Consider the following 25,484-nt stretch of genomic DNA (forward strand, 5'->3'; position numbering starts at 1 on the left):
GAGCGCTTCTCACCCGGCGCGAGCGGGTCGACCGTGGTCAGCGCTCGGCTCACCGTCGGGCTCGCGGACGACATACAACCCCGACGGTGCGTTCGCGGTGAACGCGAGCGCCTCGATCCACTGCCGGTTGAGGTCGGGTACCCGGCCGACGGAGTAACTGAAGACGAGATTGCAACCAGGGTGCAACCACACCGTGCTGCGACCGCCGCCGATGCTGGTGTCATCCTTCCAGGTGAACAGGAAGGGCTCACCTCGTCGCAGCTTCGTCGTCACGACCACCTGCAGATGGTGGAGCGTGCGATCGTCGATCTCGGCCTTCTGGCTTCCTTCGTACACGAACCTGCCCATACGCCCACACCTACAGTGGCGCGTGGCGTGTCGCAAGACCCTTGCAGACCGCCCGCGCGACCGGGCGGGAAGAACGGGGAGCAGGGCGAGGCGTAAGGTCGATGCCATGCGTCCGCAACCGCTGCTCGTCTATGACGGTGACTGTGCCTTCTGCACCACGTGGGTGCGGCGACTCGAGCGGTGGCTCCCCAGGTTCCCTGAGGCTCAGCCATGGCAGTGGCTCGACCTCGACGAGATCGGCCTGAGCTCCGCCGAGGTCACCCGTTACGCGTGGCTCCTGGTCGGCGAACGCCGGTTCCGCGGTCACGCCGCTTTCGCCGCACTGCTGAGGATGCAGCGCTCGAGGCCCCTCCGCGTCGTGGGCCAGCTGCTCGTGACGCCCCCGTTCTCCTGGGCTGCGGCGCTCGGCTACACGCTGATCGCCCGCTTCAGGCACCGGCTTCCCGGGGGGACCGCCGCCTGCGCGCTGCCGCGCCCCGAGAGTCGCGCTGTCAACTGATCGCGACTCCGGTACTCTCGGCGCATGGCCACCGCAACGACGCAGACCCCCAAACGTGAGGCATTCGGATCGCGGAACGTCTTCATCCTCTCTGCGATCGGCTCGGCCGTTGGGCTGGGGAACATCTGGCGGTTCCCCTACGTGGCGTACGAGGGTGGGGGCGGCGCGTTCCTCATCCCCTATCTTTGCGCGCTGCTGACCGCCGGCATCCCGCTGCTGTTCTTCGACTACGCGATCGGTCACCGGTTCCGCGGTTCTGCACCGCTGGCGTTCCGCCGGATGCACCGCAGGGCAGAGCCGCTCGGCTGGTGGCAGGTGCTCATCTGCGTGGTCATCTCGGTCTACTACGCGGTCATCATCGCGTGGGCGGCGATGTACACCTGGTTCTCCGCTCAGCTCACCTGGGGGCCCGGCAACGAGAACGACTTCTTCTTCATCGACTTCCTCCGCTCGGCCGACGTCGCCGAGGTCGGCATCTCGACCGAGTTCGTGCCTCAGGTCGGGCTGCCGCTCGTCGCGGTCTGGCTGATCGTCATCGTGATCATGGCGCTGGGTGTCAAGCGCGGCATCGGCCGGGCCAACATGATCCTGATGCCGCTGCTGACGGTGATGTTCGCGATCCTCGTGGTGCAGTCGCTGTTCCTGCCCGGCGCGATGGACGGACTGAATGCCTTCTTCACCCCGAACTGGGAGGCACTCGGAGACCCCGCCGTGTGGGCCTCGGCCTACGGGCACATCTTCTTCTCGCTGTCGGTCGCCTTCGGCATCATGGTGACGTACTCGTCGTACCTGAAGCGCAAGACCGACCTCACTGGCTCCGGCCTGGTGGTCGCCTTCGCGAACTCGGGCTTCGAGATCCTCGCGGGCATCGGCGTGTTCGCCGCCCTCGGCTTCATGGCTCAGGCGCAGGGCACCGAGGTCGCCGGAGTCGCGTCGTCGGGCATCGGACTGGCGTTCATCGCGTTCCCGACGATCGTCTCGCAGGCGGCCGGCGGCTCGATCATCGGCGTCCTGTTCTTCGGGGCGCTGGTCTTCGCCGGCGTGACCTCGCTCATCTCCATCCTCGAGGTGATCGTCGCAGCCCTCCAGGACAAGCTCGGGTGGGCGCGCATCCGCACGACCCTCACGGTGTCGATTCCGCTCGCGATCGTCTCGATGGCCCTCTTCTCGACGACAACCGCTCTGTCGGTCCTGGATACGGCTGACGCGTTCGTCAACGCCTTCGGCATCATGGCCGTCGCGCTCGTGGCCGTGATCGTCGTGGCCTGGCTGCTGCATAAGCTGCCGGCGCTCGTCGATCACCTCGACCGCCGTTCGAGCTTCCGGGTCGGTCGGGTCTGGATGCTGCTGGTCGGTGCGCTGGCGCCGCTGGTGCTCGGCTACCTGCTCGTCACCGAGCTGATCTCGAAGATCTCCGAGCCGTACGGCGGTTACCCGGGATGGTTCCTCGCCGTCTTCGGATGGGGGATGGTCATCGCACTCGTTGCGCTCGCACTGCTGCTGTCGGCGCTGCCGTGGGGCGGTCGCTCGCACGCCAAGGACGACCCGGAATACGACGAGTTCCTCGCCGAGGAAGACTACGAGCCGGATGCCGAGACCTCGTCGATCCAGACGGTGCCGACCTCGGAACCTCGCACGACGGAGAAGGGAGCGGGCTCATGACCACGACGGCGATCGTCATGATGATCATCGCGATGGTCACGATCTGGGGCGGCCTCGTCGCCGCCGTCGTGAACCTCGCGCGTCACCCCGAGGCCGCGGACTCGAATCCCGCCCCGCCCGTAGAGCTCTGACCGACGCCGGGCGGCTCGGCTGACCCCCGGGTCGCGTCAGGACCCGCATCATTGGCGGCGCGTCTATCGGGCGTCGGCCGGCCACCGCAGGAGACTCAGGGCGCCGATCACAAGGGTCACCTTCTCGTCGTCGCGCAGACAGGTCAGCAGCGTGCGACCGCATCCACGGCAGAGGAGGATGACTCCGGCCGGATCGAGTTCGGCGATCGCATCCGCGAGCTCGGCCTCGCGGTCGCAGTGCGAACATTCCGCTCGCGCGCTGGTCATGTCCCTGCCGAAGAGCTCGAGCAGGATCCCGCCTGCGGCATTGCCGTCGACTCTCGTGCGATGACCGGGGTGAGCAGCGTCCATCAGGCACCTCCGAAGCGCTCTGTGCGGATCCGTTCGGGCGGATGCCCCGCCGCGACGAGCAGGTCTGCGACCGCCTCGACGAAGCCCGTGGGTCCGCAGACGTAGACCGAAGGGTGCTCGGCGGCGGGGAAGGTGGAGGCCATGATCGTCGCCGCATCCACCCTGCCGGCCGGTCGGGCCGAGCCCGCAGGCGCCGAGCGGCTGTAAGCCCAGTCGACGAGGAAGGCATCGTCGGCGAGGCTTTCGAGTTCGTCTGCGTAGAACGCGTCGCCGGTCGAACGCACCGCGTACAGCAACCGCATAGGTGCCGAGCTGCCCGCGCTCGCATGCTGCCTCGCCATCGCGATGAGCGGAACGATCCCCGATCCGCCGGCGATCAGTTGCACGGGCTCGGTCTGAGCGGGAGTCCACACGAAGTAGGCGCCGATCGGCCCGCGAACTTCCAGTTCGTCTCCCGCACGCACATCCTCGACGAGATAGGGAGAGACCTCTCCCTCGGGCACTTCGTCGACGGCGAGTTCAATGATGTCGGAGTCACCGGACGACGCGAGGGAGTACGACCTGACCGCCTGATAGCCGTCTTCTGCGGTCAGACGCACATCGACGTGCTGGCCGGCCAGGTTCCCCGGCCACCCGTCGACCCGCAGCTCGAGCACGCGACCGTGGGGCGTCGGGTTTCGCGTCTCGACGACTCTCGCGACCAGCCACAGTGGCGCCGTGGTCACCAGTAACGCTCCTCTTTCCACGGATCTCCGTACATGTTGTAGCCGTTCTGCTCCCAGAATCCGGGTTCGTCGTTCTCGAGCAGATCCAGACCATGGACCCACTTGGCGGACTTCCAGAAGTAGAGGTGGGGGACCAGAAGGCGCGCAGGGCCCCCGTGCTCTGCCGCGAGCGGCTGCCCCTCGAACTCGAACGCCACCCATGCCTTGCCGCCGGTGAGGTCGGCGCGAGGGACGTTGGTGGTGTACCCGCCATAGGAGAAGACCCGCGTGAAATCGCCGTCTCCGGCATCCTGCAGCAGGTGATCGAGAGAGACGCCGCGCCACTGGGTGCCGAGCTTCGACCATCGGGTCACGCAGTGGATGTCCGTGGTGATGGTGTCGATCGGGAGCGCCTGCAGGTCGTCCCACGACCAGGTGCGGCGGATGCCGTCGAGACCGACGACGGCGAACTCCCACGTGTCGGTGGAGACGCGCGGCGTCGGCCCCGCGGAGAGCACCGGAAAGTCCTCGGTGAGGTACTGGCCCGGAGGGAGGCGGTCGTCTGACTCACGTCGCCGTGCACCGAAGCCGCGGGAGATCACACCCATGATCGTCTTCTTTCGTTCGGTCGGAGTGGGGCTGCGAATCGCTCGTAGGAGTCACCTGCCGTCTGCGACCGATTCTAGGGCGATCTCGGAACGGCGCGCCCTAATCATTTTCTACTCATAAACGTGCGCTTCGTGCTAGCTTCACTCGTAAAACAGTTGATCAAGACACGGAGTCACATTGCTGAGTAGTTTCGCTGTTTCTGCTGATTCCACTCAGCCTGACGACACCCCTGCCTCGCCCGAGAAGCTGGCGCGCGACAACATGCCGCTCGCGACCTTCCTGGCTGTCGAGAAGGCGAGGTCGGCGACGCACGTCGACCTCGACGATCTGCTCTCCGCCGCACGCCTGGGCCTCGCCCGCGCGGCGATGTCATATGACCCGGCGCGGGGCATTCCGTTCGGCGCCTTCGCGAGCAGCCAGATCAACTGGGCGATGCTGTCGGAGATGCGGCGAGCAGACCCAGCAGGCGAGCGCGGTCGCGACAAGATCGAACGCGTGCGGGTCGCCGCCGAGACGGTCCTCGCTCGCACCGGCCGCGTGGCGAGCACAGCCGAGCTCGCCAGGGAGTCGGGTCTCGCCGTCGACGTCGTGGCCGAGATGATGAAGCTCGACGAGATGGTGCGCACGGCGATCAGCTTCGAGGAGCACTTCGACGTCGAGACGGGTCGTCAAGCGGTCGACCTCACCGACAGCGTCATCCTCCCCGAACACGCGGTCGAGCAGTCCGAGACCCGGGCGATGATGAATCGCGTGGTCGACGCCCTGCCGGCGGCGATGCAGCAGGTCGTCCGCGGGATCTACCTCGACGACCGGATGGTGAAGGACATCGCCGAAGAGCTCGCGGTGAGCCACGCCTACGTGTCGAAGCTGCGCTCGCGTGGTCTCGAACTGATGCGGGAAGCCATGGAGGCCTGGGAGACCGGCACGACGGGCGACCGATCGACCAAGGCGCGGGCGGAGTTCTTCGAGACGCTGTTCGGCCCGATCCGCCCCGAGACCCGCGACCGGTCGAGCGAGCTTCTCGCCGCCGTGTGACACGTCGACCCGAATCTTCTCCGTCGATGGTTACGTCGGCGCCGCATGTCGCGAATGTCGGTTGTGCAGGCCCACGGATGGGCCCGCGTCCAGCCCCATAACCACGGAGGAATTCTCATGGGTCTTCAGATCGCAACCAACGTCGGTGCACTCAACGCGTACCGCAACCTCTCTGTCAACCAGAACGACGTCTCGAAGTCGCTCGAGAAGCTCTCGAGCGGTCTGCGCATCAACCGCGCAGCCGATGACGCCGCCGGTCTCGCCATCTCCGAGGGCCTGCGTTCGCAGGTCAACGGCCTGAACGTCGCAGCCCGCAACGCTCAGGACGGCATCTCGGTCATCCAGACCGCAGAAGGCGCGCTCACCGAGGTGCACTCGATCCTGCAGCGCGTTCGTGACCTCGCTGTGCAGGCGGGTTCCGACTCGAACAACGCCGATTCGCGCACCGCCATCAAGACCGAGATCGACTCGCTCGGCGAGGAGCTCACCCGCGTCGCCGCCAGCACCAACTTCAACGGGATCAAGCTGCTCGACAGCGCGAGCACGCTGACGTTCCAGGTCGGAGCTGGGTCGGACGCCGCAGAGGACCAGATCGCGGTCACGCTGACCGACTTCTCGGGCCTCGGCGCGACCATCGGCGCGCTGACGGTCGACTCCGCTGCGAACGCGCTCACCACGATCGCCGCGGTCGACGCGCAGATCACCAACGTCTCGACGGCACGTGCCGGCCTCGGTGCGGTGCAGAACCGCTTCGAGTCGACGATCAACTCGCTGCAGGTCTCGGCCGAGAACCTGGCCGCAGCGAAGAGCCGCATCGCGGACACCGACATGGCGGCCGAGATGGTCAAGTACACCGCCTCGAACATCCTGCAGCAGGCCGGCACCGCCATGCTCGCTCAGGCGAACCAGTCGGGCCAGGGCGTCCTGCAGCTTCTCCGTTGAGTCGCTGCGCCTGAGGCGCATCAGGCGCCCGGGCGGAGTCACCTCCGCTCGGGCGCCTTCCTGTAGGACACCCCAGACCACACCGCACGGAAGACGACCGGGATGAAACTCGACGGACTCGTATCAGGGCTCAAGACACAAGAGCTCATCAAAGCGCTCATGGACGTCTCGGCGATTCCGAAGACGCTCATCACCAACAAGATCGCGGACCGCAACTCGATCATCACGAACCTCCAGTCGTTGAACACCACGCTGCAGGAGCTCGTCGCCAAGGCCAAGACCGCCGCCGCGCCCTCGTCGCTGGCCTCGTTCACCGCATCCTCCTCATCCGAGACCGTCACCGTCACCGCCGGTGCGAAAGCGTCGGCGTTCTCGACCGACATCGTCGTCGATGCCGTCGCCGCGGCGCATTCCATCGTGACGGCATCCGCCGGGGCGACGGAGTGGGGTGGCGCATTCACTCTCGTCGGCTCCGACGGCGAGCCGATCGAGGTGACCCCGCTCGGCACCGGTCCGCAGGACCTGGCCAAAGCCATCAACGCGTCGAAGGCCGGAGTGAGCGCGACGGTCGTCCCCGCCGGTATGGATGCCGACGGCAAGCCGCTCTCGCGCATCCAGCTGACGTCGATCGAGACCGGCGCGGCCGGTGAGTTCACCGTGCACAGGGGCACTGCCGCGGACGTCGCAGCGGGCACCTCGACGGATCTCGGCGCCGAGCCGGGCGCCGCCGTCATCACGCAGGGCGCGGACGCGCGGATCCGTCTGTTCGCCGGAACCACCGCCGAGCAGACGCTGAACAGCGCCAGCAACACGATCAGCGTGGGGGAGGGCATCGAGGTCACGGTCACGAAGCCCAGCGCTGATCCTGTGACGGTGGCCGTCGCCAGGGACGACAAGAAGCAGACCACGACCGCCGAGACATACGTCAAGGAGATCGCCGCGCTGCTGACGCGCATCGACAACGGATCGAAGGCGACGGTCGGAGATGTGGGCGAGTCCACCACTCTCGGCGTGTTCACCGGAGACAGTACCGTTCGCAATCTCCGCGGCGCTCTCGCGAACGCGATGCAGCATCCGGTCGACGGAGTATCGCCGTCGACGATCGGAATCTCGATCAGCGACAAGGGCGTGCTCTCGTTCGACGCGGAGAAGTTCGGAAAGGCCCTCGCCGAGGATCCGGAGAAGACCCAGGAGATCTTCTCGTCGATCGCCGGACGCGTCGAAGGCGTCACCGACCAGTACTCCGACAAGTACGACGGGCTGCTGACGCAGCGCATCACCGGTCAGGAGACCGAGGTCAAGACGCTCAAGACCCAGGTCGAGCGATGGGACGTCCGGCTGGAGCAGCGGCAGGCGACGCTCGAGCGCACGTATGCGCAGCTCGAGGTCCAGCTCTCGAAGCTGCAGTCGCAGTCGTCGTGGCTCACCTCGCAGCTCGCAGGCCTCAACAGCACGACGACGTCGTGACCTGAGCACCGCCACCACCATCGCATCGGAGACCAGAACCATGCCCATCACCTCTCTCGACCGCGCCAAGCAGCAGTACCTCGAGCAGCAGGTCGCCTCGGCCACGCCCGAACGCCTTCTCGTGCTGCTCTACGACCGCCTTCTGGTCGACATCGAGCGCGCAGACGCCTCGCAGGAGTCGGCAGACTGGGCGGCGGCGGGGAACCACCTCCTGCACGCGCAGCAGATCGTCGCCGAGCTGAACAGCTCGCTCACCGATGAGTGGGACGGCTCGGCCGAACTGCGTGGCGTCTACACCTACCTCACGGGCCGTCTGATCACCGCGAACATCGCCCGTGATCGGATCGCCACCGCAGAGTGCCGCGATCTCGTCATTCCGTTGCGCGAGGCCTGGCATGCGGCTGCCGCGGCGATCACGTCGAGCACGCAGACGCCCATCACGGCACTGGCCTGAGCCCCCCGTGCCTGACAACCTCTCGGCCTGGCTGACGGTGCTCGACCAGTTCGAGCGGGCTCTCGACGCTGCCGACGAGCAGCTCGACGAGCAGTCCTTCGACGCGCCGCCCGGCCCCGTGCCGGAGGAGCTGCGCGAGCGCGCCGAAGCCGTGCTCGCGCGTCAGCAGCTCATGATCGGCGGACTCGTCACCTCCCGCGCCCATGTCGCGCGCGAGATCGCCGCGCTGCGGCGGGTGCCGACCTCGAAGACCGACGCGCCCGTCTATCTCGACGTCGAGGGTTGAGCATCACGGTTACGTGAGCGGTCGGGTGTCGCGATAGTCGACACAGAGCACGGATCGCTCGACGATTGGCCAGGGATCGGCTTCTCCACCAACGTCCGGAGTGCCCCCGTGCTCGAATCCGTCACCTCCTCTGCGCTGATCAGCGCCCTCGACGGGCTGGCCCTGCGCCAACGCTCGATCGCCGAGAACATCGCCAACGTCAACACCCCCGGCTACCAGGCCCAGCGCGTCCAGTTCGAGGACGAGCTGCGCTCCGCCGTCGAAGGCGGATCCGGCACCGTCGCCGCGACGGTCGAAAGATCGCTCGAGCCGACCAGGTTGAACGGCAACAACGTCAACCTCGACACCGAGACCCTGTCGAACATCGACACCGTGCTGCGGTTCCAGTTCGCGAGTCAGGCGATCGGCGGCCAGGCGGCGTCGATCACCAAGGCGATCGGGCAGGCCTCCGCATGACCTTCGACGCGATCGGCATCGCCGGCACCGGCCTGACCGCGCACCGCAAGTGGCTCGACGCGCTCAGCGACAACATCGCGAACGTGAACACGGCCACCCCTGCGGGCCAGGAGGCCTTCCGAGAGAAGTTCGTCACCGTGCAGGCCGGCACGGAGAGCCCTGGCGTCTACGTCGCGGGCGTCGTCGAATCCGATGCCGAGGCCAAGCTCGTGTACGACCCCGAGCACCCCTACGCGAACGAGGACGGCTATGTGCAGTACCCGAACGTCGAGCTCGGCGACCAGATGAGCATGCTGATCCTCGCGCAGCGCGGATACGAGGCGAACGCCGCTGTCGTCGATCGTGCGAAGACGACCTACGAGGCCGCACTGCAGATCGGCCGCAACTGATGCCCGGCGTCGAGGCCGTCGCCGCGACAGGCGTCACCCCGCTCTCTGCGCTCAGCTTCGAGACGGGGCCGGAGGTGTCAGGTGCCTCGGCATCGGGCAGTACCTTCGCGACATCGCTCTCGGGCGCTGTGGAGAACCTCCAGCAGCTGCAGTCGTCGTCGAACGAACTCGCGGTGCAGGCGGTCACCGGCGACCTGCAGGACATTCATCAGGCGATGATCGCCTCGACACGCGCCTCCGTGACGCTCGATCTGGTGGTCGCCGTGCGTGACCGCAGCGTCTCGGCATTCAACGAGATCATGAGGATGCAGGCCTGACGATGCCCAAGATGCTCACGAGCTACTACGACCGCGCGAAGCTGGTCGTCTCAGGATTCTCGCTCGCACAGCGCACGATCGCCGTCATCGGCGTCGCGCTGCTCGTGATGGGGGCCATCGCGCTCGGCGCGTGGCTCACCAAGCCGCAGATGAGTCCGCTGTTCACCGGTCTGAGTGCCGGCGATGCCTCGGCGGTCGTCGAGCAGCTGAAGTCGGCGGGCGTGGGCTACGAGCTCACCGAGGGCGGCGCGACCATCCTCGTGCCCGACGATCAGGTCTACGCGCAGCGCCTGGCAGCGGCGTCGGCCGGGCTTCCGGGCGACACCAGCGAGGGATACACGCTGCTCGACGACATGGGCGTGACGGCGAGCGAGTTCCAGCAGTCGGTCACCTACAAGCGCGCCATCGAGGGCGAGCTGGCCGGCACGATCGGTGCCATGGAGGGCATCTCGACCGCCTCCGTGCAGCTCGCGATCCCCGAGGAGAGCGTCTTCGTGTCGGAGCGGCAGAGCCCGACCGCATCCGTGTTCGTGAAGACCCGCAACGGATCGACCCTCAGCGACGAGAAGATCGAGGCGATCGTGCACCTCACGAGCGCCGCTGTGCCGGGGATGACCCCCGAGGACGTCGCTGTGACCGATCAGGACGGCCGGGTGCTCTCGGCTGTCGGAACCGGCCTCACCGGCAACTCGTCGAAGCAGGCGACAGAGCACGAGGCGAAGGTCGCCGCTTCGGTCAGCAACATGCTCGAGACGATCGTCGGGCCCGGAAACGCCACCGTGACGGTGTCGGCCGACGTCGCGAACTCCACGTCAGAGCGCATGGACGAGACGTACTCGGCCCCCGAGGGCGAGCTGAGCGCGTCGGAGGAGACCAAGACGGAGACCTACAACGGCGGTCAAGCGGGCGGCACCGGCGTGCTCGGGCCCGACAACATCGCGGTCCCGAACAACGCGGAGGGCACAGGCGCCTACGAATTCGAGGAGACCTCTCGCGACAACGCCGTGAACAAGTCGACGGAGAAGACCATCACTCCGGCAGGAGAGGTGACGCGGCAGACGGTGAGCATCGCGCTGAACAGGGGAACCGTCACGGGTGTGACGGCCAACCAGATCGAATCGCTCGTGGCATCGGCCGCCGGCATCAACGTCGAGCGCGGCGACGAGATCGCCGTCGAGTTCGTCGAGTTCAACGAGGCGGGAGCGACCGCGGCTGCGACCGCGCTCCAGGCGGCAGAGGCCGAGCGTGAGGCGCAGCTGCAGCAGGAGCTTCTGCGGTCGGCGATCATCGGCGGATCGATCCTGCTCGCCGTGATCATCCTGATCGTCTTCCTCGTCGTGCGCCGCAAGATGAAGCGTCGCGTGCTCTACACAGAAGACGGCCCCATCGAGTACTTCGCCACGGTCACCGAGAGCGAGGAGCAGAAGCTCCGCTCGCTCAGAGGGCTGAAGGAGGCCGAGGCGATCATCGCACCGGCACCCACCAAGCTGCTGCCCTCGGCATCGATCGAGCTCGATGACGAGCCGGAGCCCGACAAGGTGCTCGTCGAGCGCAGACGCCGTGAGATCGACGATCTGGCCAAGCGCGAACCCGACACGATCGCCAGCGCGCTGGCCGACCTGATGGACGAGGCGACCGTATGAGCGCGCTGACCGAGTTGCTGGATGCGCAGGCCGACACGGTCGAGGTCTCGACCGCCGTGGCGCCCGCAGCGGTTGCCGTGCCGGAGATGAGCGGCCTTCGCAAGGCCGCGATCGTGCTGATGAACATGGACCGCGCCGCCAGCGCCGAGGTGCTGCGTCACCTGGGCGAGGAGCGTTCCGAGATGCTCGCCGCCGAGCTCACGCAGCTCGGGGGAGTGGACGTCGCCTCGACCGCCCGCGCTCTCGCGGAGTTCCGCCGCATCGCCACCGGCGGCTCCGTGCCGTCGCGTGGCGGTCAGGAACTCGCGACCGGACTGCTCGAGACGGCGTTCGGGCGCGAGAAGGCCGTCGGGATGGTCGGCAGGGTGATGTCGCAGGGCTCGGTGTCCTTCGACTTCCTCAACGCGGCCGACCCGGCGCAGCTCGCCACGATCATCGAGGGCGAGCTGCCGACCACGGTCGCCGTGGTGCTGGCGAACCTGCGTGCTGATCGCGCGGCGGCCGTGCTCGCCGCACTGCAGGACCCGCTGCGCACCGATGTCGCCCAGGCGATCGCGACGATGGGCACCGCGACCCAGGAGGCGATCTCGATCGTCGCCGATTCTCTGCGCTCTCGTACCGGCGTCTTCGCGATGCGCGACAACCACGAGTCGATCGGCGGCGTCCAGCCTCTCGTCGAGATCATCAACAGGTCGGACACCGCCCTCGAGAAGTCGCTGCTCGCGAGCCTCGAGGGGCGCGACCTCGCGCTGGCCGAAGACATCCGCAGCCGCATGGTCACGTTCGCCGACATCGCTCGCCTCGAAGACCGCGACGCCCAGCGGGTGCTGCGCGGCATAGACCTTCGCATGCTCGCACTCGCGCTGAAGGGCGCCGACGAGCAGATCACTGACAAGGTCAAGAGCAACATGACCGAGCGCAACCAGGAGAACCTCGCTGAGGAGACCCGAGTGCTGGGCCCCGTGCGCATGAGACAGGTCGATGAGGCCCGCGCCGAGATCGTGCGCATCATCCGTGATCTGGAGGCCGCGGAGGAGATCACGATCTCTCGCGAAGACGAGGACGAGCTCATCGAGTGATCCCTCTGACGGCAGGTGATTCGGCCGCGGCGGTTACGGCCGCGGAGGAGCGTCGCGATAGTGGGCAGGGAGCACGGATCGCTCGACCCACGGGCCACGGACAGGCCTCGCCCTTCGATTCCGAGGTGTCCTCCGTGCTCGATTCCGCCTTCACGCCACTGGTCGTGCCGCGCGTCGGCGAGACTCCCATCGACCTCCGAGGCGAGGCCGATCGCGCTCGCACCCGGGGCTACGCCGACGGCTTCGCCGAAGGTCGCAGAATCGCGCTCGACGAGGGCGAGGCGCAGCGCGCCGCGCAGCAGCAGCGGATGCAGGAACTCCGAGAGCTGTATCTGCACGAGCGAGGCTCTGGCCTGCGCGCACTGGAGACGGCGCAGGCGGCGCTCGACCAGCGCATCGACGAGCTGAGCACGCTCGCTGCCGACAGAATCGAAGAGCTCGCCGTCATGCTGGCCACGACGATCCTCGGAGCGGAGCTGTCGGATCCTGCACGATCCGCCGCTCACGCGCTGCGGCGGGCCCTGGCGGAGATGCCGGCGGACAGGTGGACTCGCGTCGCCTTCAGCGTGCAGGACGCCGGTGTCCTGCAGGAGGAGGCGTCGACGATCGACGCGCTCCGCGGCATCCGGATCTCGACCTCTCATGCCGTGGACAACGGCGGCGCCATCGTGGAGATCGAGAACGGGGCGGTCGACACGCGCATCTCTGCGGCGCTCGCCCGCGCTGCCGCCGCACTCGACGGCGGCGACCAGGACGCCGAGGTGATCGGGTGATCACCGAGACGCGGTCGTGGCAGCGCGCTCTCGCCGCCGCGCGCCCCGAGCGCTCCGGCACCGTGAAGGCGGTGCGCGGACTCGGTGTCGAGGTGCTCGGCATCGACGGCGCGGTCGGCGACCGCATCCGCATCGACGCGGCGGACGGCCGCCCGGTCGATGCCGAGATCGTCGCCGTCGACGGAGCCTCGGCCCGGTGCATGCCCCTCGGCAGACTCGACGGGATCACCGCTCGTGCCCGTGTGCGGCACGGGGGAGCACCGCTGCAGGTGCCGACGGGACGAGCGCTGCTCGGACGTGTGCTCGACGGACTCGGTCGGCCGATCGACGGCAAGGGGCCGCTCGACAGGAGCGCGGCCTTCGTCTCACTCGACCATGATGCTCCGAGCGTGATGGACCGACAACGCATCGACAGACAGCTGGGGCTCGGAGTGCGCGTGCTCGACACGATGACGCCCGTGGGCTCGGGGCAGCGTCTCGGTCTCTTCGCCGGGTCGGGTGTGGGCAAGTCGTCGCTGATGTCGATGATCGCCCGCGGATCCACCGCCGATGTGAACGTCATCGCCCTCGTCGGTGAGCGCGGTCGCGAGGTGCGGGAGTTCCTCGAAGACGACTTGGGGCCTGAGGGTCTGGCGCGTTCGGTGGTGATCGTCGCGACCTCGGACCAACCTGCGATGGCACGGCTGCGCTCGGCGTTCGTCGCCACACGGATCGCCGAGGGGTTCCGCGATGACGGACTCGACGTGGTGCTGATGATGGACTCGTTGACCCGCGTCGCCATGGCTCAGCGTGAGATCGGGCTGAGCGCCGGCGAACCGCCAGCCACTCGGGGCTATCCGCCATCGACCTTCTCGGTGCTCGCGCGGCTGCTCGAGCGTGCCGGAACCGGACCCGTCGGGTCGATCACCGGCCTCTACACGGTGCTGGTCGACGGCGACGACCACAACGAACCGATCGCGGATGCCGCCAGAGGGATCCTCGACGGACATGTGGTGCTCGACCGGGCGCTCGCGATCCGCGGGCACTTTCCTGCGGTGGACGTGCTCGGGTCGGTGTCTCGCGTCGTGTCGAAGATCACTACGCCGGAGCAACGGCAGAACGCCGTGACGCTGCGCAGCGTGCTGGCGGCCCGGCGCAGTGCGAACGACTTGATCGAGATCGGCGCGTATCGCCAGGGGGCCAATCCGATGGTCGACGCCGCGCTCGCGCACGAGGGTGCGATCTCTCGTTTCCTCACCCAGAGCATCGACGACTTCGCCGCATCCGACGATTCCTGGCAGCAGCTCGCCGCCCTCACCACCGACTTCGGAGGACTCACCCCATGACCTTCCCACTGGCTGGTCTGCTGCGTGTGCGCGGCGCCCAGGAGCGTGTCGCCGCCGAGCACCTCTCGCGAGCGAGCGCAGAACGGGCGCAGGCCGAGACCGCCGAGCAGAGCGCGATCACGAGCCTCGCCGACATCAGCGCGCAGATCGATGATCCTCGGGCGTTGATGGCCATGGCTGCGGCCCGCGCCGCGGGGCGCAGCACGCTCAGCGATCTGCAGGCTCTGGTCGACATGAGGCGCGGCGAGGAATCCGAAGCCAGATCTGCGCACGTCGAGGCGCGACGCGATCTGAAGGGGCTCGAGCGACTCGAGAGCACCCACCGGGTCGAGACCGCCAAGGCCGAGCTCGCCGCCGAGCAGACCGCGCTCGATGAGATCGCCGTCGTGCGCACCTCGCGACGTGAGGGGAGCGCAGCGTGACCGGGCTTGCGGCGGTGATCGCCCGCGTCGACGCGATCGAGACCCAGATCGTGTCGCTGGATCCGGCGGGGCGTGCGGCCGCGGCCTCTGCAGCGGCCACGACGGAGGCGACCGCCGAGACGTCGGCGGCCAGCTCGACGACGTTCGCCGGAGTCCTGGAGGCGGCCAAGGCGGCCTCGACCACCGAGACCACCTCGAGCACCGCGAGCACCGAGTCCACGGCAGCCACGGCTGCCGCCGGCACCGGTGCATCCGGCGGAGAGAACGCAGACGTCATCGCGGCACTCCAGACCCTGTTCTCGGCGAACGCCTCGGGCGCAGGCGGATCGACTCCGTCGATCCAGAAGATCATGGAGATGCTCGGATGACCGCGGTGGGACTGCTCGCGACCATGCCCGGCGCCGGCTCCGGCGAGGCGGACACCGGGGGTCGAGCGTCGGCTGACTCGGGTTCGCTGTTCGGCGATGCCCTCACCGCAGCAGGTCGGACGCTCGACCGCGCGACGGACTCGGGCACGGCGAAGCCCGCCACGGCCGAGCAGAGCGGGCCGACGGTAGAGGCGTCAGCGGCACCCGACCGCGCGATCGACCCACAGGCGGCGATCGCGGCGATGACCCACCTCGTCGCGTGGTCGGCTCCGGTGACCGCGGAGCTCTCTGCGACGACCCCGCAGACGACGACCCCGCAGGCGACGACGTCCGAGACCGCCGGTCCGAAGGCACCGACACCGCAGGCGACGTCCGAGACGACTCTGCCGAGTGCGACGGCTCCGGACACCACGGGGGAGACCATGCCGGGTAAGGCCGGGGCGGAGGCGAGTTCTGTCGATGAGGCGAGCGGAGCCACCGAGACGGATGCAGTGACCACCGTTCCTTCTGACACCGTGCCGGCAACACACATGACTTCGGCTTCAGCGACAGCGACGGCTCCCGCTTCGGCTCCTGCTTCGTCGCCTGCGTCGGCTCCCGCTGCGGCGAGCGCGGCAGTCGCCGCCGGCGGCCGCGGCGAACTCCGGACATCGCAGGGCCGGCCTGGCGACCCCCGAGGGGTCGTCGACGTGACAGCGACGCCGCAAGACCCCGCGAGCGGCGGTGCCGAACCGGCGCTGTCCGACCCGGTTGCTGCCGTGATCCGGCCGGAGCCCTTCCCTCGGCAGTCGCCGCCGGCGATCCCGTCCGTGGTCGGCATCCCCGTACCCGCCCCCGGCGTCGGTGGCCCTCTGGAGCAGCAGATGGCGAGTGATGCGGGGGACCAGCCGCAGGGCTCGCAGCCCGTACCCGCGACGGCCCCCATCGCGCCGGTCGCTCCTGGCCCGACGGTCGCCCCCGCGTCGTCGCCCGACGGCGCCAGCGCCGCGAATCGGTCGGTCGCAGCGCAAGTCGCTCCGGTGATCGTGAGCATCGCCCAGCGTCCGATGGGCACCCACCAGCTCACGATGACGGTGAACCCCGACAGTCTCGGCCCCGTCACGGTGCGTGCGCACATCACCGCATCCGGAGAGGTGCAGGTCGAGCTCAGTGGTGCGACCGATGCCGGGCGCGATGCGTTGCGCACCATGCTCGTCGAGCTGCGCCGTGACCTCGCCGCGGTGATGCCGCACGCCACTCTGAGCGTCAACCACGGCGCGTCCGCGGACTCCTCCGGCGACCGCGGCCAGCAGGCCGCAGGCGATGCGCCGCCACAGCAGGGTGCAGGCGATCGTGATGAGAACCGCGGCCGACCCGACCACCGCCGCGGTGTCGAGCAGGCCCCCGATCTGCCCCGCACCATCCAGACAACGCCCTCTGCCATCTCCGGCGCGGGGCTCGACATCTTCGCCTGAGAGGACGACCGAATGACTGTCGACGCAGTGAGCGCCCCGAGCTCGATCCACACGGGAGGCACCACCGACCCCGCAGCCCGCAAGCAGGTGCTCGACGGAGAGGTGTTCCTCAAGCTCCTCGTCACCCAGCTGACGCACCAGGATCCCTCGAGTCCGATGGACACCAACGAGATGATCTCGCAGACCACCCAGCTCGCCATGATGGAGCAGCTGACGGCACTCGCCGACAACGGCGCCGAGGCCTTCGCCCTCAACATGCGTCAGGCGGCGAGCGCCCTCATCGGCCAGGAGGCGAGCTACAAGGATGCCGACGGCAAGACCGTCTCGGGCATCGTGACCAAGGTCTCGTTCGACGGACCGATTCCGCAGGTGACCATCGGCGACAAGACCGTCGCGCTCGACGTCATCACGGGCGTCACCACCGCACAGACCAACCCCACTGCACCCACCCCCGCTGCGCCCACCCCCGCCGCAGTCTGACCTCCGTCTCACCCAGGAAGAGAGAACCCCATGCTCCGCTCGCTCTACTCCGGAATCTCCGGCCTCCGCTCGCACCAGACCATGCTCGATGTCACGGGCAACAACATCGCGAACGTCAACACGGCCGGGTTCAAGGGCTCGTCCGTGCTGTTCCAGGACTCGCTGTCACAGCTCATCGGCAACCCGGGCATCCCCGACGACGAGGTCGGCGGCCGCAACCCCGCCCAGGTCGGTCTCGGTGTGCAGGTCGCCGGCGTGCGCACCAACTTCGCACAGGGCTCGGCCCAGGCGACCGGTCGTGGAGGCGACCTGATGATCTCGGGCGACGGGTTCTTCGCCGTCCAGTCAGGCGGAGAGACCCTGTACACCCGGGCGGGTGGCTTCTCGTTCGACGCCACCGGCAAGATGGTCACCGCCGACGGCTCGGTCGTGCAGGGCTGGCCGGCGCAGAACGGTGTGGTCAACACTGGGCAGGCGGCGGGAAACATCGTGCTCCCTCTCGACGCCGTGTCGCCCGCGAAGGCGACGACGACGGCCACCGTCACCGGCAACCTCCCGTCGACGGCAGCGACCGGCGATGAGCTGGTGCGCGACGTCACCGTCTACGACGCGCAGGGCACGCCCTCGACGCTCAGCCTGACCTTCACGAAGACGGCGACCGGATGGGACGTCACCGAGCCCACCAGTGGTGCGACCGGGTCGCTGGCATTCACCGACGGCAAGCAGACGGGAGCGGGCCTCACGCTCACCGCCGGCGCCGTGAGCGTCGACCTCGGTTCGGTCACCGGCTACGCGGAACTGTCGACGGTCGCCGTGTCCAAGCAGGACGGTGCGGCTGCCGGCACGTTGAAGTCGTACAGCATCACCGGTGACGGATCCATCGTCGGCACGTTCAGCAACGGTGCCACGCAGACCCTCGGCAAGATCGCCATGGCCACGTTCGCCAACCCCGAGGGACTCGAGAAGGCCGGCGGAACGGCATACCGCGCATCCGTCAACTCCGGCGCCGTGCGCATGGGCGAGCCGGGCCAGGCAGGCTTCGGCAGCCTCGTCTCCGGTGCGCTCGAGATGAGCAACGTCGACCTCTCGCAGGAGTTCACCAACCTGATCGTCGCTCAGCGCGGCTTCCAGGCCAACGCGCGCATCATCACGACCAGCGACGAGGTCCTGCAGGAGCTCACCCAGCTGAAGCGCTGATAGCCCGCACGGACTCGCGCAGATCCGCCCCCACGCGGCCCGCCCCTGGTTACCGGGGGCGGGCCGCGTCGCGATAGTCGGGGCAGACTTCCCCCTCTCATCCGAATCCCGGAGACCCCCCGATGATCATCGTCACCCGCCTCGACCGCACCCGGTTCGCGGTGAACCCTGACCTGATCGAACGCATCCACGCGTCGCCGGACACGACTCTGCACATGGTCGACGGGCATGTGTACGTGGTCGAGGAGGATCTCGACGCCCTGATCGACCTGATCGTCGCCTACCGTGCGCGCGTCGTCGGCGCAGCCCAGGCGCTGACCTCCCAGACGGGCGCGTGATCATGGATCCCGCGTTCATCATCGGAGTGGTCCTGGCGTTCGGCGCCCTGGTCGCGATGATCACGATGGAGGGGGCGAGCTTCGAGGCTCTGCTCATTCCCGCGCCGATGATCCTGGTACTGGGCTCGACGATCGGCGTCGGCATCGCCAGCCACACTCTCCGCGACACGATCCTCGCAGTGAAGAGCCTCGGCCGCATGGTCCGAGGGCCGAAGATGACGCCGGAGGCGGTGATCCCGTTCCTCGTCGGGTACGCCGAGAAGGCTCGAGGCGAAGGCCTTCTCGCTCTCGAGCAGGAACTCGACTCCGCGCCGGACGAGTTCACCCGGCAGGCGCTTCAGGCTCTCGCCGACGGCACGGATGCCGAGGATCTGCGGATGGTCATGGATGACGAGATCGCCGCGACGTCGTCGCGGAACCGCGTCGCGTCGAAGTTCTTCGGCTCGCTGGGCGGATACGCGCCCACGATCGGGATCGTCGGCACCGTCGTCTCGCTGACCCACGTGCTCGAGAAGCTCGACGAACCAGACCACCTCGGCCCGATGATCGCCGCGGCCTTCGTCGCGACCCTGTGGGGCCTGCTCTCGGCCAACTTCATCTGGAACCCGATCGCCGGCCGACTGAGCCGGATCGGGGCCGTCGAGCTCGAGAGGATGACCCTCGTCTCCGAGGGGATGCTCGCCATCCAGGCCGGCAGCGCGCCGCACCTCCTGCAGGAGCGCCTCGAGGCGCTGTCGACCGTGAAGCCCAAGGCCAGCAAGCAGAAGCGGGAGCCTGAGCGCGCAGAGGGCGTCCAGTGAGCACTGCCCGTCGAGCTCGCGGTCGCGGGCATGAGGACGACTCGCACGACGAGCCGGACGAGCGCTGGGCCGTGTCGTATGCCGACATGGTCACGGTTCTGATGTGTCTGTTCATCGTGCTGTTCGCCGTATCGAACGTCGACAAGACGAAGTTCGAGATGCTCGCGAACAGCCTGGCGACGGGTTTCGGGCAGGAGAGCACCGAGGGCGGTGCCGACACGGCAGAGGGCATGATCGTGCCGCCCGAGCTGCAGGACGACGACGGGGTGGTCGATCTCGCCGCCCGCGCGGAGACCGAGTTCGAGTCGCTCGTCGGCCTGCGTGATCGCATGAGCACCTCGCTGGCGGCTCAGGGGTTGCAGGACACCGTGCAGTTCGTGATCGACGATCGGGGACTCCAGGTCGGACTGGTCGGCGCCGAGACCTTCTTCGCCGACAACAGCACCGACCTCTCGGCGAAGGCCGATGCCGTGCTCGACACCATCGGAGACGTGCTGGCCACGGTCGACAACCAGGTGAGCGTCGAAGGGCACGCAGACCACAGGGTCTCCGCGGCCCCCTTCCCGACCAACTGGGAGCTCTCGGGCGGGCGCGCGACCCAGGTGGCTCGATTCCTCGTCGAGCACGAAGGCTTGGGGGGTCCACGCGTGAAGGCCACCGCGTTCTCCGACACCCGCCCCATCGTGCCGGGCGACACCCCACAGGCGCTGGCCAGCAACAGACGCGTCGACATCGTCGTCGAGTCGAACGAAGAAGAGCAGGTGAGAGCGCTGATACCCGCTCTCGCGGCTGCTGCGAACAAGTGAGCACTCACGTGAACACCACCGTCGAGGAGACCATCATGACCGCATCCGCCGTGCTCGAGGACCCGGCCGTGCGCTACCCGGCGTACGATTTCGGACGCCCGGCCCAGCTCGGGCGCGAGAGCACACGGCATCTCGAGGCGGCGTTCGAGTCGTTCGCCCGGCTGTGGTCGTCGCAGCTGACGGACAAGATCCGCGTGCGGGCGCACCTGGCGCTCGAGAGCGTCGACCTGGTCTCGTATGAGGAGTACTCCGACACGCTCCCCGGCACGACGGCGATGGTCGCGGGGTCGTTCGCCGACCGTGATGAGCCGTGCGTCGTGCAGTTCGGACTCGACAGCGCCCTGCTGTGGGTCGTGCAGATGATGGGGGGCAGGAGCACATCGCTTCCCGCAGCCCGCACGTTCACTCCGATCGAACTGGCCCTCGTCCGCAACCTGATGGAGGGCACGTTCGAGCACCTCCACGCCAGCCTCGACGCTCTGCTTCCCGGGGCGCCGAGGTTCAGTGCGGTGCACTACAACCCCCAGTACATGCAGGTCATCTCCGCCACCGCCGCGGTGATCGTCGCCCGCTACACCATGCGGCTGGGGGACTCCGAGTCGACGGCGACCGTCATGCTGCCCGCTTCGGCAGTCGTCGACCGCCTGGCAGCCACCGGATCGGATGCCACATCGGCGCATTCGGCCGAGCAGACCCTCGAGCAGGTGCGCAGCACCCCGCTCGAGCTGACGCTGCGTCTCGCGCCCATCACGATCGGCACCGGCGAGATCCTCGACCTCGCTCCGGGCGACCTGCTGCGTCTGCCGCACCCTGAGACCCGACCCTACGAGCTCATGGCCGGGCAGACGCGCATCGCCCTCGCCACACCCGGCAGCAGGGGCTCGCGCCTCACCTGCAAGATCACGACCACCCATGAGGAGACCCACTGATGAGCACCTTCCACGAGACCGCCATCGCCGCGGCGATCGCCGGCAAGCTGCCGTTCGGCTATCCCGTCATCCCGGCGCCGTCGACCGACCCCGGTGCGTCGGGCGACGCGGTCGTCGTCACCTTCACGGGCAGCCCCGGCGCGCGCATCGCGATCCAGGTCGTCGATCCGTCGCAGCTCGAGGACGGCTCGAAGAACGCACCGCTGACCGATCGACTGCATCCGATCTTCGAGGCGGCCACCGCCGTGCTCGGCAGCGGATCACTCGGCGACGGTGCTGTGCTCGCCGCCGCCGATGTCTTCACCGACGCGGGCACTCAGGTGTTCGACATGGTCGACGCAGACGGCAGCGTCGTCGCCCGCGCTTCCGTGCGCATCGACGGAGCCAGGTCTGCTGCGGCAGGTGGCCCGCAGCGACTGAATCGCATCGCGGGCGTCGAGATGGAACTCGTGGTCGAGATCGGACGCACGCGGATGCCGGTGCGCGACGTGCTCTCGCTCGAGCCGGGGCGTGTGGTGGAGCTCGACCGCGCCGCAGGGTCTCCCGCAGACATCAAGCTGAACGGCCGCCTGATCGGGCACGGCACCGTCGTGGTCGCGGAGGGCGACTTCGCGATCCGCGTCGAGCGCATCCTCGACGGCGCCGAGGCGGTCTGACAATGGACGACATCCTCGTCGCGCTCCGTGCGATCGTGGCGCTGGGCGCGGTGCTCGGCCTGCTGCTCTTCCTGAGCCGTCGCCTGCAGAAGTCGCAGGCGAAGGGGGTGAGCCCGCTCGCCGGGCTGATGCCGAAGAAGCTCGCCAAGCTGTCGGAGCTCGTGCCTTCGCGTCCGGCGGCAGCCCCGCGGGCACGTCCCGAGAAGATCACCGTCGTGGCGCGGTCGGGCATCGGGGGCAAGGCGCAGCTCGTGGTGGCCGAGTTCGGGGGCATCCGCTATGTGCTCGGCGTGACCGAGCACGGGATCAACGTCGTCGACACGCAGGAGGCTCCTCCGCTCGCCGAGGAGATCCTCGCAGAGGGGAACCGTCCCGCTGTCTCCGAGATGCCTGACGACATCGTCGACCGCGCGCTGCGCTCCGTCGCCTGACGGCGGCCACCCCATCGGTCATCGCGGTTACGTGCACCTCGTCGTGTCGCGATAGTCGACTGCGAGCACGGATCGCTCGACCCTCTGGCTACGGATCGGCCACGTCACCCATCTTCGGAGTGCCGCCGTGCCCGTATCCGCCGCAGTCGCCGCGTCGCCACCTGCGCGCGCACCGCGACTGCCGCGTCGTGCCTGGGTGCTCGTCGGCGCCTCGCTCGGCATCGCGACGGTGCTGGTGCTGCTGCAGGCCACGGGAGCGCACGCTGCCGCGCCGCTGCTCCCGACCGAGACCGGTGACGGCGACGGTGTGACGATCAACGGCATCAACGGGGCTCCGTCCGACAGCATCATGACGCTGCTGGGCATCACCGTGCTCAGCGTCGCCCCGGCTCTGCTGCTGATGATGTCGAGCTTCACCAAGATCTTCGTGGTGCTCGCCCTCACCCGCAATGCGCTCTCGCTGCCGTCGATCCCGCCGAACCAGGTGCTCGCCGGGCTCAGCCTCTTTCTGACGCTGTTCATCATGTGGCCGGTGCTCACCGACATCAACGCCGTCGCGGTCGCGCCGTTCACCGACGGTCAGATCGACTTCGGCAGGGCGTTCGAGCTCGCCCAGGAGCCGCTGCGGCAGTGGATGCTCACCTACACCCGCGAAGAGGACATCGCCCTCATGCACCGGGCGGCGCAGATGGAGAATCCCACGGACGCCTCCAGCATCCCGCTGCAGACCCTCGTGCCGGCGTTCATGATCAGCGAGCTGCGCGCCGCCTTCCTGATCGGGTTCATCATCTTCGTCCCCTTCCTCGTGATCGACCTCGTCGTCGCCAGCGCACTGATGTCGATGGGCATGATGATGCTTCCGCCGGTCATGATCTCGCTGCCGTTCAAGATCCTCCTGTTCCTGCTCATCGACGGCTGGGGGATGGTCATCACCGCGCTCATCCAGTCGTACAACGGGGGTGGCTGATGAACCCGGAGGCTGTCATCGACATCGGGCAGGCGGCGCTGATCGTGGGCGCGAAGCTGTGCGCGCCACTGCTCATCACCGCGCTCGTGGTGGGATTCGCCATCTCGCTGCTGCAGTCCATCACCCAGGTGCAGGAGATGACGATCTCGTTCGTGCCGAAGCTCGTCGCCGTCGGCATCGCCCTGCTCGTGACCGGGCACTGGATGATCGCCGAGATGATCGCCTTCACGAATGAGATGTTCGCGCGCATCCCGTCGCTGCTGAACGGCGGCTGATGAACATCCCCATCGACTTCACGTGGCTCGAGGCGACCTCCCTCGCCTGCGTGCGGATCACCGCCTTCCTGGTGCTGGCCCCGCCGTTCAGCCACGGCACGATCCCGATGCGGATCCGCGCCATGCTCGGCGTGGGTCTCGCTCTCGCGGTGTCGCCGGTGGTGACGGCCGGCTACGAGCGCCTCGACACTGGCGCCTTCATGCTCGCCCTGGCTGGTCAGGCCCTGACGGGCGCGCTCCTCGGCTTTCTCGTGATGGTGCTCTTCAGCGCGATCCAGGGTGCGGGCCATCTCGTCGACACCTTCGGCGGGTTCCAGCTGGCGCAGGCGTTCGACCCCGGCATGGCGATCAACGGCGCGCAGTTCACCCGACTGTTCCAGATGACCGCGATCATGCTGCTGTTCGCCTCGGACGGATACCAGCTCGTGCTCGGCGGCCTGTTCCGCTCCTTCGACGCGGTGCCGGTCACGGGCATGATCGATCTCGCCAAGCCTGCTGAGGCGCTCGTCGGCGCTGCGGGGCAGATGATGCTCAGCGCCGTGCAGATCGCGGGCCCGCTGCTGATCGTGCTCTTCCTCGCAGACGTCGGGCTCGGACTGGTCAGCCGCGTCGCGCCGGCCCTGAACGCGTTCGCGATGGGCTTCCCGATCAAGATCGGCCTCACACTGCTGCTCGTCGGATTCGTCTACGCGGCGCTGCCCAGTGTGGTCGCGGTCATCGCCGAGGAGGCCGCGAGGCTGCTCCTGGGGGTGACGCGATGAGCGAGTCCGACAGCGGCGAACGCACTGAGAAGGCGACCGAGCGTCGCCTGAAGGAGGCGCGCAAGAAGGGGCAGATCGGTCGCAGCCAGGACTTCACCGCCTGGGTCTGCATCGCGGCCGCCGCCGTGATGATGGTGCCGACGATCGCCTCGGGAACGCAGGTCGTCACCGAGCTCTTCCTCGCCGTGACGCCCGTCGCGATGAACCCCACCGACGACGCGGCGATCGACGTGCTCGGCTCGGCGATCGCATCGCTCGGCGGCATCCTGCTCCCGATGCTGGTGGTGGTGCTGCTCGCGACGACGGCCACAGCGGTCGCGCAGGGCGGCATCCATCTGCGAGGTGTGACGATGCGCACCGAGCAGTTCAACATCGTGACGGGTATGAAGCGGGTCTTCGGGCAGCAGGCGCTGTGGGAGGGCGCCAAAGCACTGCTGAAGACGGTGGCCATCGGGCTCGCGCTGTGGATCGTGGTCGCAGGTCTCGTGCCCGTGCTCATGGCCAGCGGCAGCCACAACATCACCTGGCTGCTCGAGCAGGCGGCCGGGGGAGCCGTCGCGCTCCTGCAGGTCGCCGTCGCCGTGGGCATCCTGCTGGCGGCGATCGACGTGGCCGTGGTGATGCGACGCAACCGCAAGCACACCCACATGACGAAGAACGAGGCCAAGGACGAGCACAAGAAGAGCGAGGGCGACCCGCTCGTACGCTCCCAACGCCGTTCGAGGCAGCTCGCCATGAGCCGCAATCGGATGATCGCCGCAGTCGGCGACAGCGATGTCGTTCTCGTGAACCCGACCCACGTCGCGGTCGCGCTGCGGTACGAGCCGGGCAAGTCGGCCCCTCGGGTCGTGGCGAAGGGGGCGGGAATAGTCGCGCAGAAGATCCGCGAGAGGGCGGAAGAGGCCGGCGTGCCGATGATCAAAGACATCCCGCTCGCGCGTGCGCTGCACTCGGCCTGCGAGATCGGGCGGGAGATACCCGAAGAGCTCTACACCGCCGTCGCACAGGTGCTCGCCTTCATCGAGCATCTCAAGCGCCGAGGAGCGGCCAGGGGGACGCACACGATGCCCTTCGCGAGCACCAGGGACCGCGGCCTGTGAGCCGGGTCGCGATCAGATCAGGACGAGTAG

34 protein-coding genes are annotated in these 25,484 nt (G+C 68.2%); 30 read left to right on the forward strand and 4 right to left on the reverse strand.

The features are described 5' to 3' along the window. Positions 1-9: 9 nt before the first annotated feature. Positions 10-348: an ATP-dependent DNA ligase gene (locus RQG82_RS12695; protein WP_311259424.1), complete on the reverse strand. Its 339-nt coding sequence runs from the start codon at positions 346-348 to the stop codon at positions 10-12. A gap of 106 nt (positions 349-454) precedes the next feature. On the opposite strand from RQG82_RS12695, the gene RQG82_RS12700 reads away from it, so the two are divergent. From RQG82_RS12700 to RQG82_RS12710, 3 genes are read left to right on the forward strand one after another with little or no spacing between them, the layout of a single operon-like run. Continuing rightward, a complete protein-coding gene (locus RQG82_RS12700; RefSeq protein WP_311259425.1) occupies positions 455-847 on the forward strand; it encodes a DCC1-like thiol-disulfide oxidoreductase family protein in 393 nt (130 codons plus the stop codon). 24 nt (positions 848-871) lie between these two features. Beyond that, positions 872-2,509 (forward strand): sodium-dependent transporter, encoded by a 1,638-nt coding sequence (locus RQG82_RS12705; protein WP_311259426.1) that lies wholly within the window; start codon positions 872-874, stop codon positions 2,507-2,509. Continuing rightward, positions 2,506-2,640 carry a methionine/alanine import family NSS transporter small subunit gene (locus RQG82_RS12710; RefSeq protein WP_311259427.1) on the forward strand — a complete coding sequence of 45 codons (135 nt, stop codon included), beginning with the start codon at positions 2,506-2,508 and terminating at the stop codon, positions 2,638-2,640. The genes RQG82_RS12705 and RQG82_RS12710 overlap by 4 nt, the downstream gene beginning before the upstream one ends. Before the next feature lie 63 nt (positions 2,641-2,703). On the opposite strand, the gene RQG82_RS12715 is transcribed toward RQG82_RS12710, so the two are convergent. From RQG82_RS12715 to RQG82_RS12725, 3 genes are read right to left on the reverse strand one after another with little or no spacing between them, the layout of a single operon-like run. Continuing rightward, on the reverse strand, positions 2,704-2,991 hold the full coding sequence (locus RQG82_RS12715) for a DUF6510 family protein (protein WP_311259428.1): 288 nt from the start codon (positions 2,989-2,991) through the stop codon (positions 2,704-2,706). Then, positions 2,991-3,716, reverse strand: a complete 726-nt coding sequence (locus RQG82_RS12720) for a ferredoxin reductase (protein ID WP_311259429.1) — start codon at positions 3,714-3,716, stop codon at positions 2,991-2,993. The genes RQG82_RS12715 and RQG82_RS12720 overlap by 1 nt, the downstream gene beginning before the upstream one ends. After that, complete coding sequence (locus tag RQG82_RS12725) at positions 3,713-4,303, reverse strand: sulfite oxidase-like oxidoreductase (RefSeq protein ID WP_311259430.1); 591 nt, start codon at positions 4,301-4,303, stop codon at positions 3,713-3,715. The genes RQG82_RS12720 and RQG82_RS12725 overlap by 4 nt, the downstream gene beginning before the upstream one ends. 178 nt (positions 4,304-4,481) lie before the next feature. Between RQG82_RS12725 and RQG82_RS12730 the strand changes: the two genes are divergently transcribed. From RQG82_RS12730 to RQG82_RS12860, 27 genes are all read left to right on the forward strand, one after another. Further along, on the forward strand, positions 4,482-5,339 hold the full coding sequence (locus tag RQG82_RS12730; RefSeq protein WP_311259431.1) for a sigma-70 family RNA polymerase sigma factor: 858 nt from the start codon (positions 4,482-4,484) through the stop codon (positions 5,337-5,339). A gap of 117 nt (positions 5,340-5,456) precedes the next feature. Continuing rightward, entirely contained in the window at positions 5,457-6,281 is an 825-nt protein-coding gene (locus tag RQG82_RS12735; RefSeq protein ID WP_311259432.1) for a flagellin, read from the forward strand. A gap of 102 nt (positions 6,282-6,383) precedes the next feature. Then, positions 6,384-7,748, forward strand: coding sequence for a flagellar filament capping protein FliD (gene fliD, locus RQG82_RS12740; RefSeq protein WP_311259433.1), 1,365 nt, complete (start codon positions 6,384-6,386; stop codon positions 7,746-7,748). 40 nt (positions 7,749-7,788) lie between these two features. Continuing rightward, the gene (gene fliS, locus RQG82_RS12745; RefSeq protein WP_311259434.1) at positions 7,789-8,202 is read left to right on the forward strand and encodes a flagellar export chaperone FliS; all 414 of its coding nucleotides are present in this window, start codon (positions 7,789-7,791) and stop codon (positions 8,200-8,202) included. A gap of 7 nt (positions 8,203-8,209) precedes the next feature. Further along, complete coding sequence (locus RQG82_RS12750; RefSeq protein ID WP_311259435.1) at positions 8,210-8,488, forward strand: hypothetical protein; 279 nt, start codon at positions 8,210-8,212, stop codon at positions 8,486-8,488. 108 nt (positions 8,489-8,596) lie between these two features. Continuing rightward, positions 8,597-8,944, forward strand: a complete 348-nt coding sequence (gene flgB, locus RQG82_RS12755; RefSeq protein ID WP_311259436.1) for a flagellar basal body rod protein FlgB — start codon at positions 8,597-8,599, stop codon at positions 8,942-8,944. Continuing rightward, the gene (gene flgC, locus RQG82_RS12760; RefSeq protein ID WP_042537476.1) at positions 8,941-9,333 is read left to right on the forward strand and encodes a flagellar basal body rod protein FlgC; all 393 of its coding nucleotides are present in this window, start codon (positions 8,941-8,943) and stop codon (positions 9,331-9,333) included. Before flgB ends, flgC begins: the two co-directional genes overlap by 4 nt. Continuing rightward, complete coding sequence (fliE, locus tag RQG82_RS12765; RefSeq protein ID WP_311259437.1) at positions 9,333-9,650, forward strand: flagellar hook-basal body complex protein FliE; 318 nt, start codon at positions 9,333-9,335, stop codon at positions 9,648-9,650. Before flgC ends, fliE begins: the two co-directional genes overlap by 1 nt. A gap of 2 nt (positions 9,651-9,652) precedes the next feature. Further along, positions 9,653-11,293, forward strand: coding sequence for a flagellar basal-body MS-ring/collar protein FliF (gene fliF, locus RQG82_RS12770; RefSeq protein WP_311259438.1), 1,641 nt, complete (start codon positions 9,653-9,655; stop codon positions 11,291-11,293). Further along, positions 11,290-12,372 carry a flagellar motor switch protein FliG gene (fliG, locus tag RQG82_RS12775; protein WP_311259439.1) on the forward strand — a complete coding sequence of 361 codons (1,083 nt, stop codon included), beginning with the start codon at positions 11,290-11,292 and terminating at the stop codon, positions 12,370-12,372. The genes fliF and fliG overlap by 4 nt, the downstream gene beginning before the upstream one ends. Positions 12,373-12,506: 134 nt before the next feature. Next, positions 12,507-13,145, forward strand: coding sequence for a FliH/SctL family protein (locus RQG82_RS12780; protein ID WP_311259440.1), 639 nt, complete (start codon positions 12,507-12,509; stop codon positions 13,143-13,145). After that, positions 13,142-14,470, forward strand: a complete 1,329-nt coding sequence (locus tag RQG82_RS12785) for a FliI/YscN family ATPase (RefSeq protein ID WP_311259441.1) — start codon at positions 13,142-13,144, stop codon at positions 14,468-14,470. Before RQG82_RS12780 ends, RQG82_RS12785 begins: the two co-directional genes overlap by 4 nt. Then, positions 14,467-14,892 carry a hypothetical protein gene (locus RQG82_RS12790; protein ID WP_311259442.1) on the forward strand — a complete coding sequence of 142 codons (426 nt, stop codon included), beginning with the start codon at positions 14,467-14,469 and terminating at the stop codon, positions 14,890-14,892. Before RQG82_RS12785 ends, RQG82_RS12790 begins: the two co-directional genes overlap by 4 nt. Next, positions 14,889-15,260 (forward strand): hypothetical protein, encoded by a 372-nt coding sequence (locus tag RQG82_RS12795; protein ID WP_311259443.1) that lies wholly within the window; start codon positions 14,889-14,891, stop codon positions 15,258-15,260. Before RQG82_RS12790 ends, RQG82_RS12795 begins: the two co-directional genes overlap by 4 nt. Next, a complete protein-coding gene (locus RQG82_RS12800) occupies positions 15,257-16,714 on the forward strand; it encodes a hypothetical protein (protein ID WP_311259444.1) in 1,458 nt (485 codons plus the stop codon). Before RQG82_RS12795 ends, RQG82_RS12800 begins: the two co-directional genes overlap by 4 nt. Positions 16,715-16,726: 12 nt before the next feature. Beyond that, on the forward strand, positions 16,727-17,194 hold the full coding sequence (locus tag RQG82_RS12805; RefSeq protein ID WP_311259445.1) for a flagellar hook capping FlgD N-terminal domain-containing protein: 468 nt from the start codon (positions 16,727-16,729) through the stop codon (positions 17,192-17,194). 30 nt (positions 17,195-17,224) lie between these two features. Then, the gene (locus RQG82_RS12810) at positions 17,225-18,391 is read left to right on the forward strand and encodes a flagellar hook protein FlgE (protein WP_311259446.1); all 1,167 of its coding nucleotides are present in this window, start codon (positions 17,225-17,227) and stop codon (positions 18,389-18,391) included. A gap of 122 nt (positions 18,392-18,513) precedes the next feature. Then, complete coding sequence (locus RQG82_RS12815; RefSeq protein WP_311259447.1) at positions 18,514-18,729, forward strand: flagellar FlbD family protein; 216 nt, start codon at positions 18,514-18,516, stop codon at positions 18,727-18,729. 2 nt (positions 18,730-18,731) lie between these two features. Next, a complete protein-coding gene (locus tag RQG82_RS12820) occupies positions 18,732-19,529 on the forward strand; it encodes a MotA/TolQ/ExbB proton channel family protein (RefSeq protein ID WP_311259483.1) in 798 nt (265 codons plus the stop codon). Beyond that, complete coding sequence (locus RQG82_RS12825; RefSeq protein ID WP_311259448.1) at positions 19,526-20,335, forward strand: flagellar motor protein MotB; 810 nt, start codon at positions 19,526-19,528, stop codon at positions 20,333-20,335. The genes RQG82_RS12820 and RQG82_RS12825 overlap by 4 nt, the downstream gene beginning before the upstream one ends. A gap of 35 nt (positions 20,336-20,370) precedes the next feature. After that, positions 20,371-21,264: a flagellar motor switch protein FliM gene (locus tag RQG82_RS12830; protein WP_311259449.1), complete on the forward strand. Its 894-nt coding sequence runs from the start codon at positions 20,371-20,373 to the stop codon at positions 21,262-21,264. Then, on the forward strand, positions 21,264-21,920 hold the full coding sequence (locus RQG82_RS12835) for a FliM/FliN family flagellar motor switch protein (RefSeq protein WP_311259450.1): 657 nt from the start codon (positions 21,264-21,266) through the stop codon (positions 21,918-21,920). The genes RQG82_RS12830 and RQG82_RS12835 overlap by 1 nt, the downstream gene beginning before the upstream one ends. A gap of 2 nt (positions 21,921-21,922) precedes the next feature. Next, positions 21,923-22,351 carry a flagellar biosynthetic protein FliO gene (locus tag RQG82_RS12840; protein WP_311259452.1) on the forward strand — a complete coding sequence of 143 codons (429 nt, stop codon included), beginning with the start codon at positions 21,923-21,925 and terminating at the stop codon, positions 22,349-22,351. A gap of 127 nt (positions 22,352-22,478) precedes the next feature. Beyond that, positions 22,479-23,318 carry a flagellar type III secretion system pore protein FliP gene (gene fliP, locus RQG82_RS12845; protein WP_396653619.1) on the forward strand — a complete coding sequence of 280 codons (840 nt, stop codon included), beginning with the start codon at positions 22,479-22,481 and terminating at the stop codon, positions 23,316-23,318. Beyond that, on the forward strand, positions 23,318-23,593 hold the full coding sequence (fliQ, locus tag RQG82_RS12850; protein WP_042541106.1) for a flagellar biosynthesis protein FliQ: 276 nt from the start codon (positions 23,318-23,320) through the stop codon (positions 23,591-23,593). Before fliP ends, fliQ begins: the two co-directional genes overlap by 1 nt. Continuing rightward, positions 23,593-24,354: a flagellar biosynthetic protein FliR gene (locus RQG82_RS12855; RefSeq protein ID WP_042541108.1), complete on the forward strand. Its 762-nt coding sequence runs from the start codon at positions 23,593-23,595 to the stop codon at positions 24,352-24,354. Before fliQ ends, RQG82_RS12855 begins: the two co-directional genes overlap by 1 nt. After that, on the forward strand, positions 24,351-25,454 hold the full coding sequence (locus RQG82_RS12860; RefSeq protein WP_311259453.1) for an EscU/YscU/HrcU family type III secretion system export apparatus switch protein: 1,104 nt from the start codon (positions 24,351-24,353) through the stop codon (positions 25,452-25,454). The genes RQG82_RS12855 and RQG82_RS12860 overlap by 4 nt, the downstream gene beginning before the upstream one ends. The last annotated feature ends 30 nt before the right edge of the window (positions 25,455-25,484 follow it).

Source organism: Microbacterium sp. WCS2018Hpa-9, from assembly GCF_031843745.1.
In the GTDB taxonomy this organism is placed as follows: Bacteria; Actinomycetota; Actinomycetes; order Actinomycetales; family Microbacteriaceae; genus Microbacterium.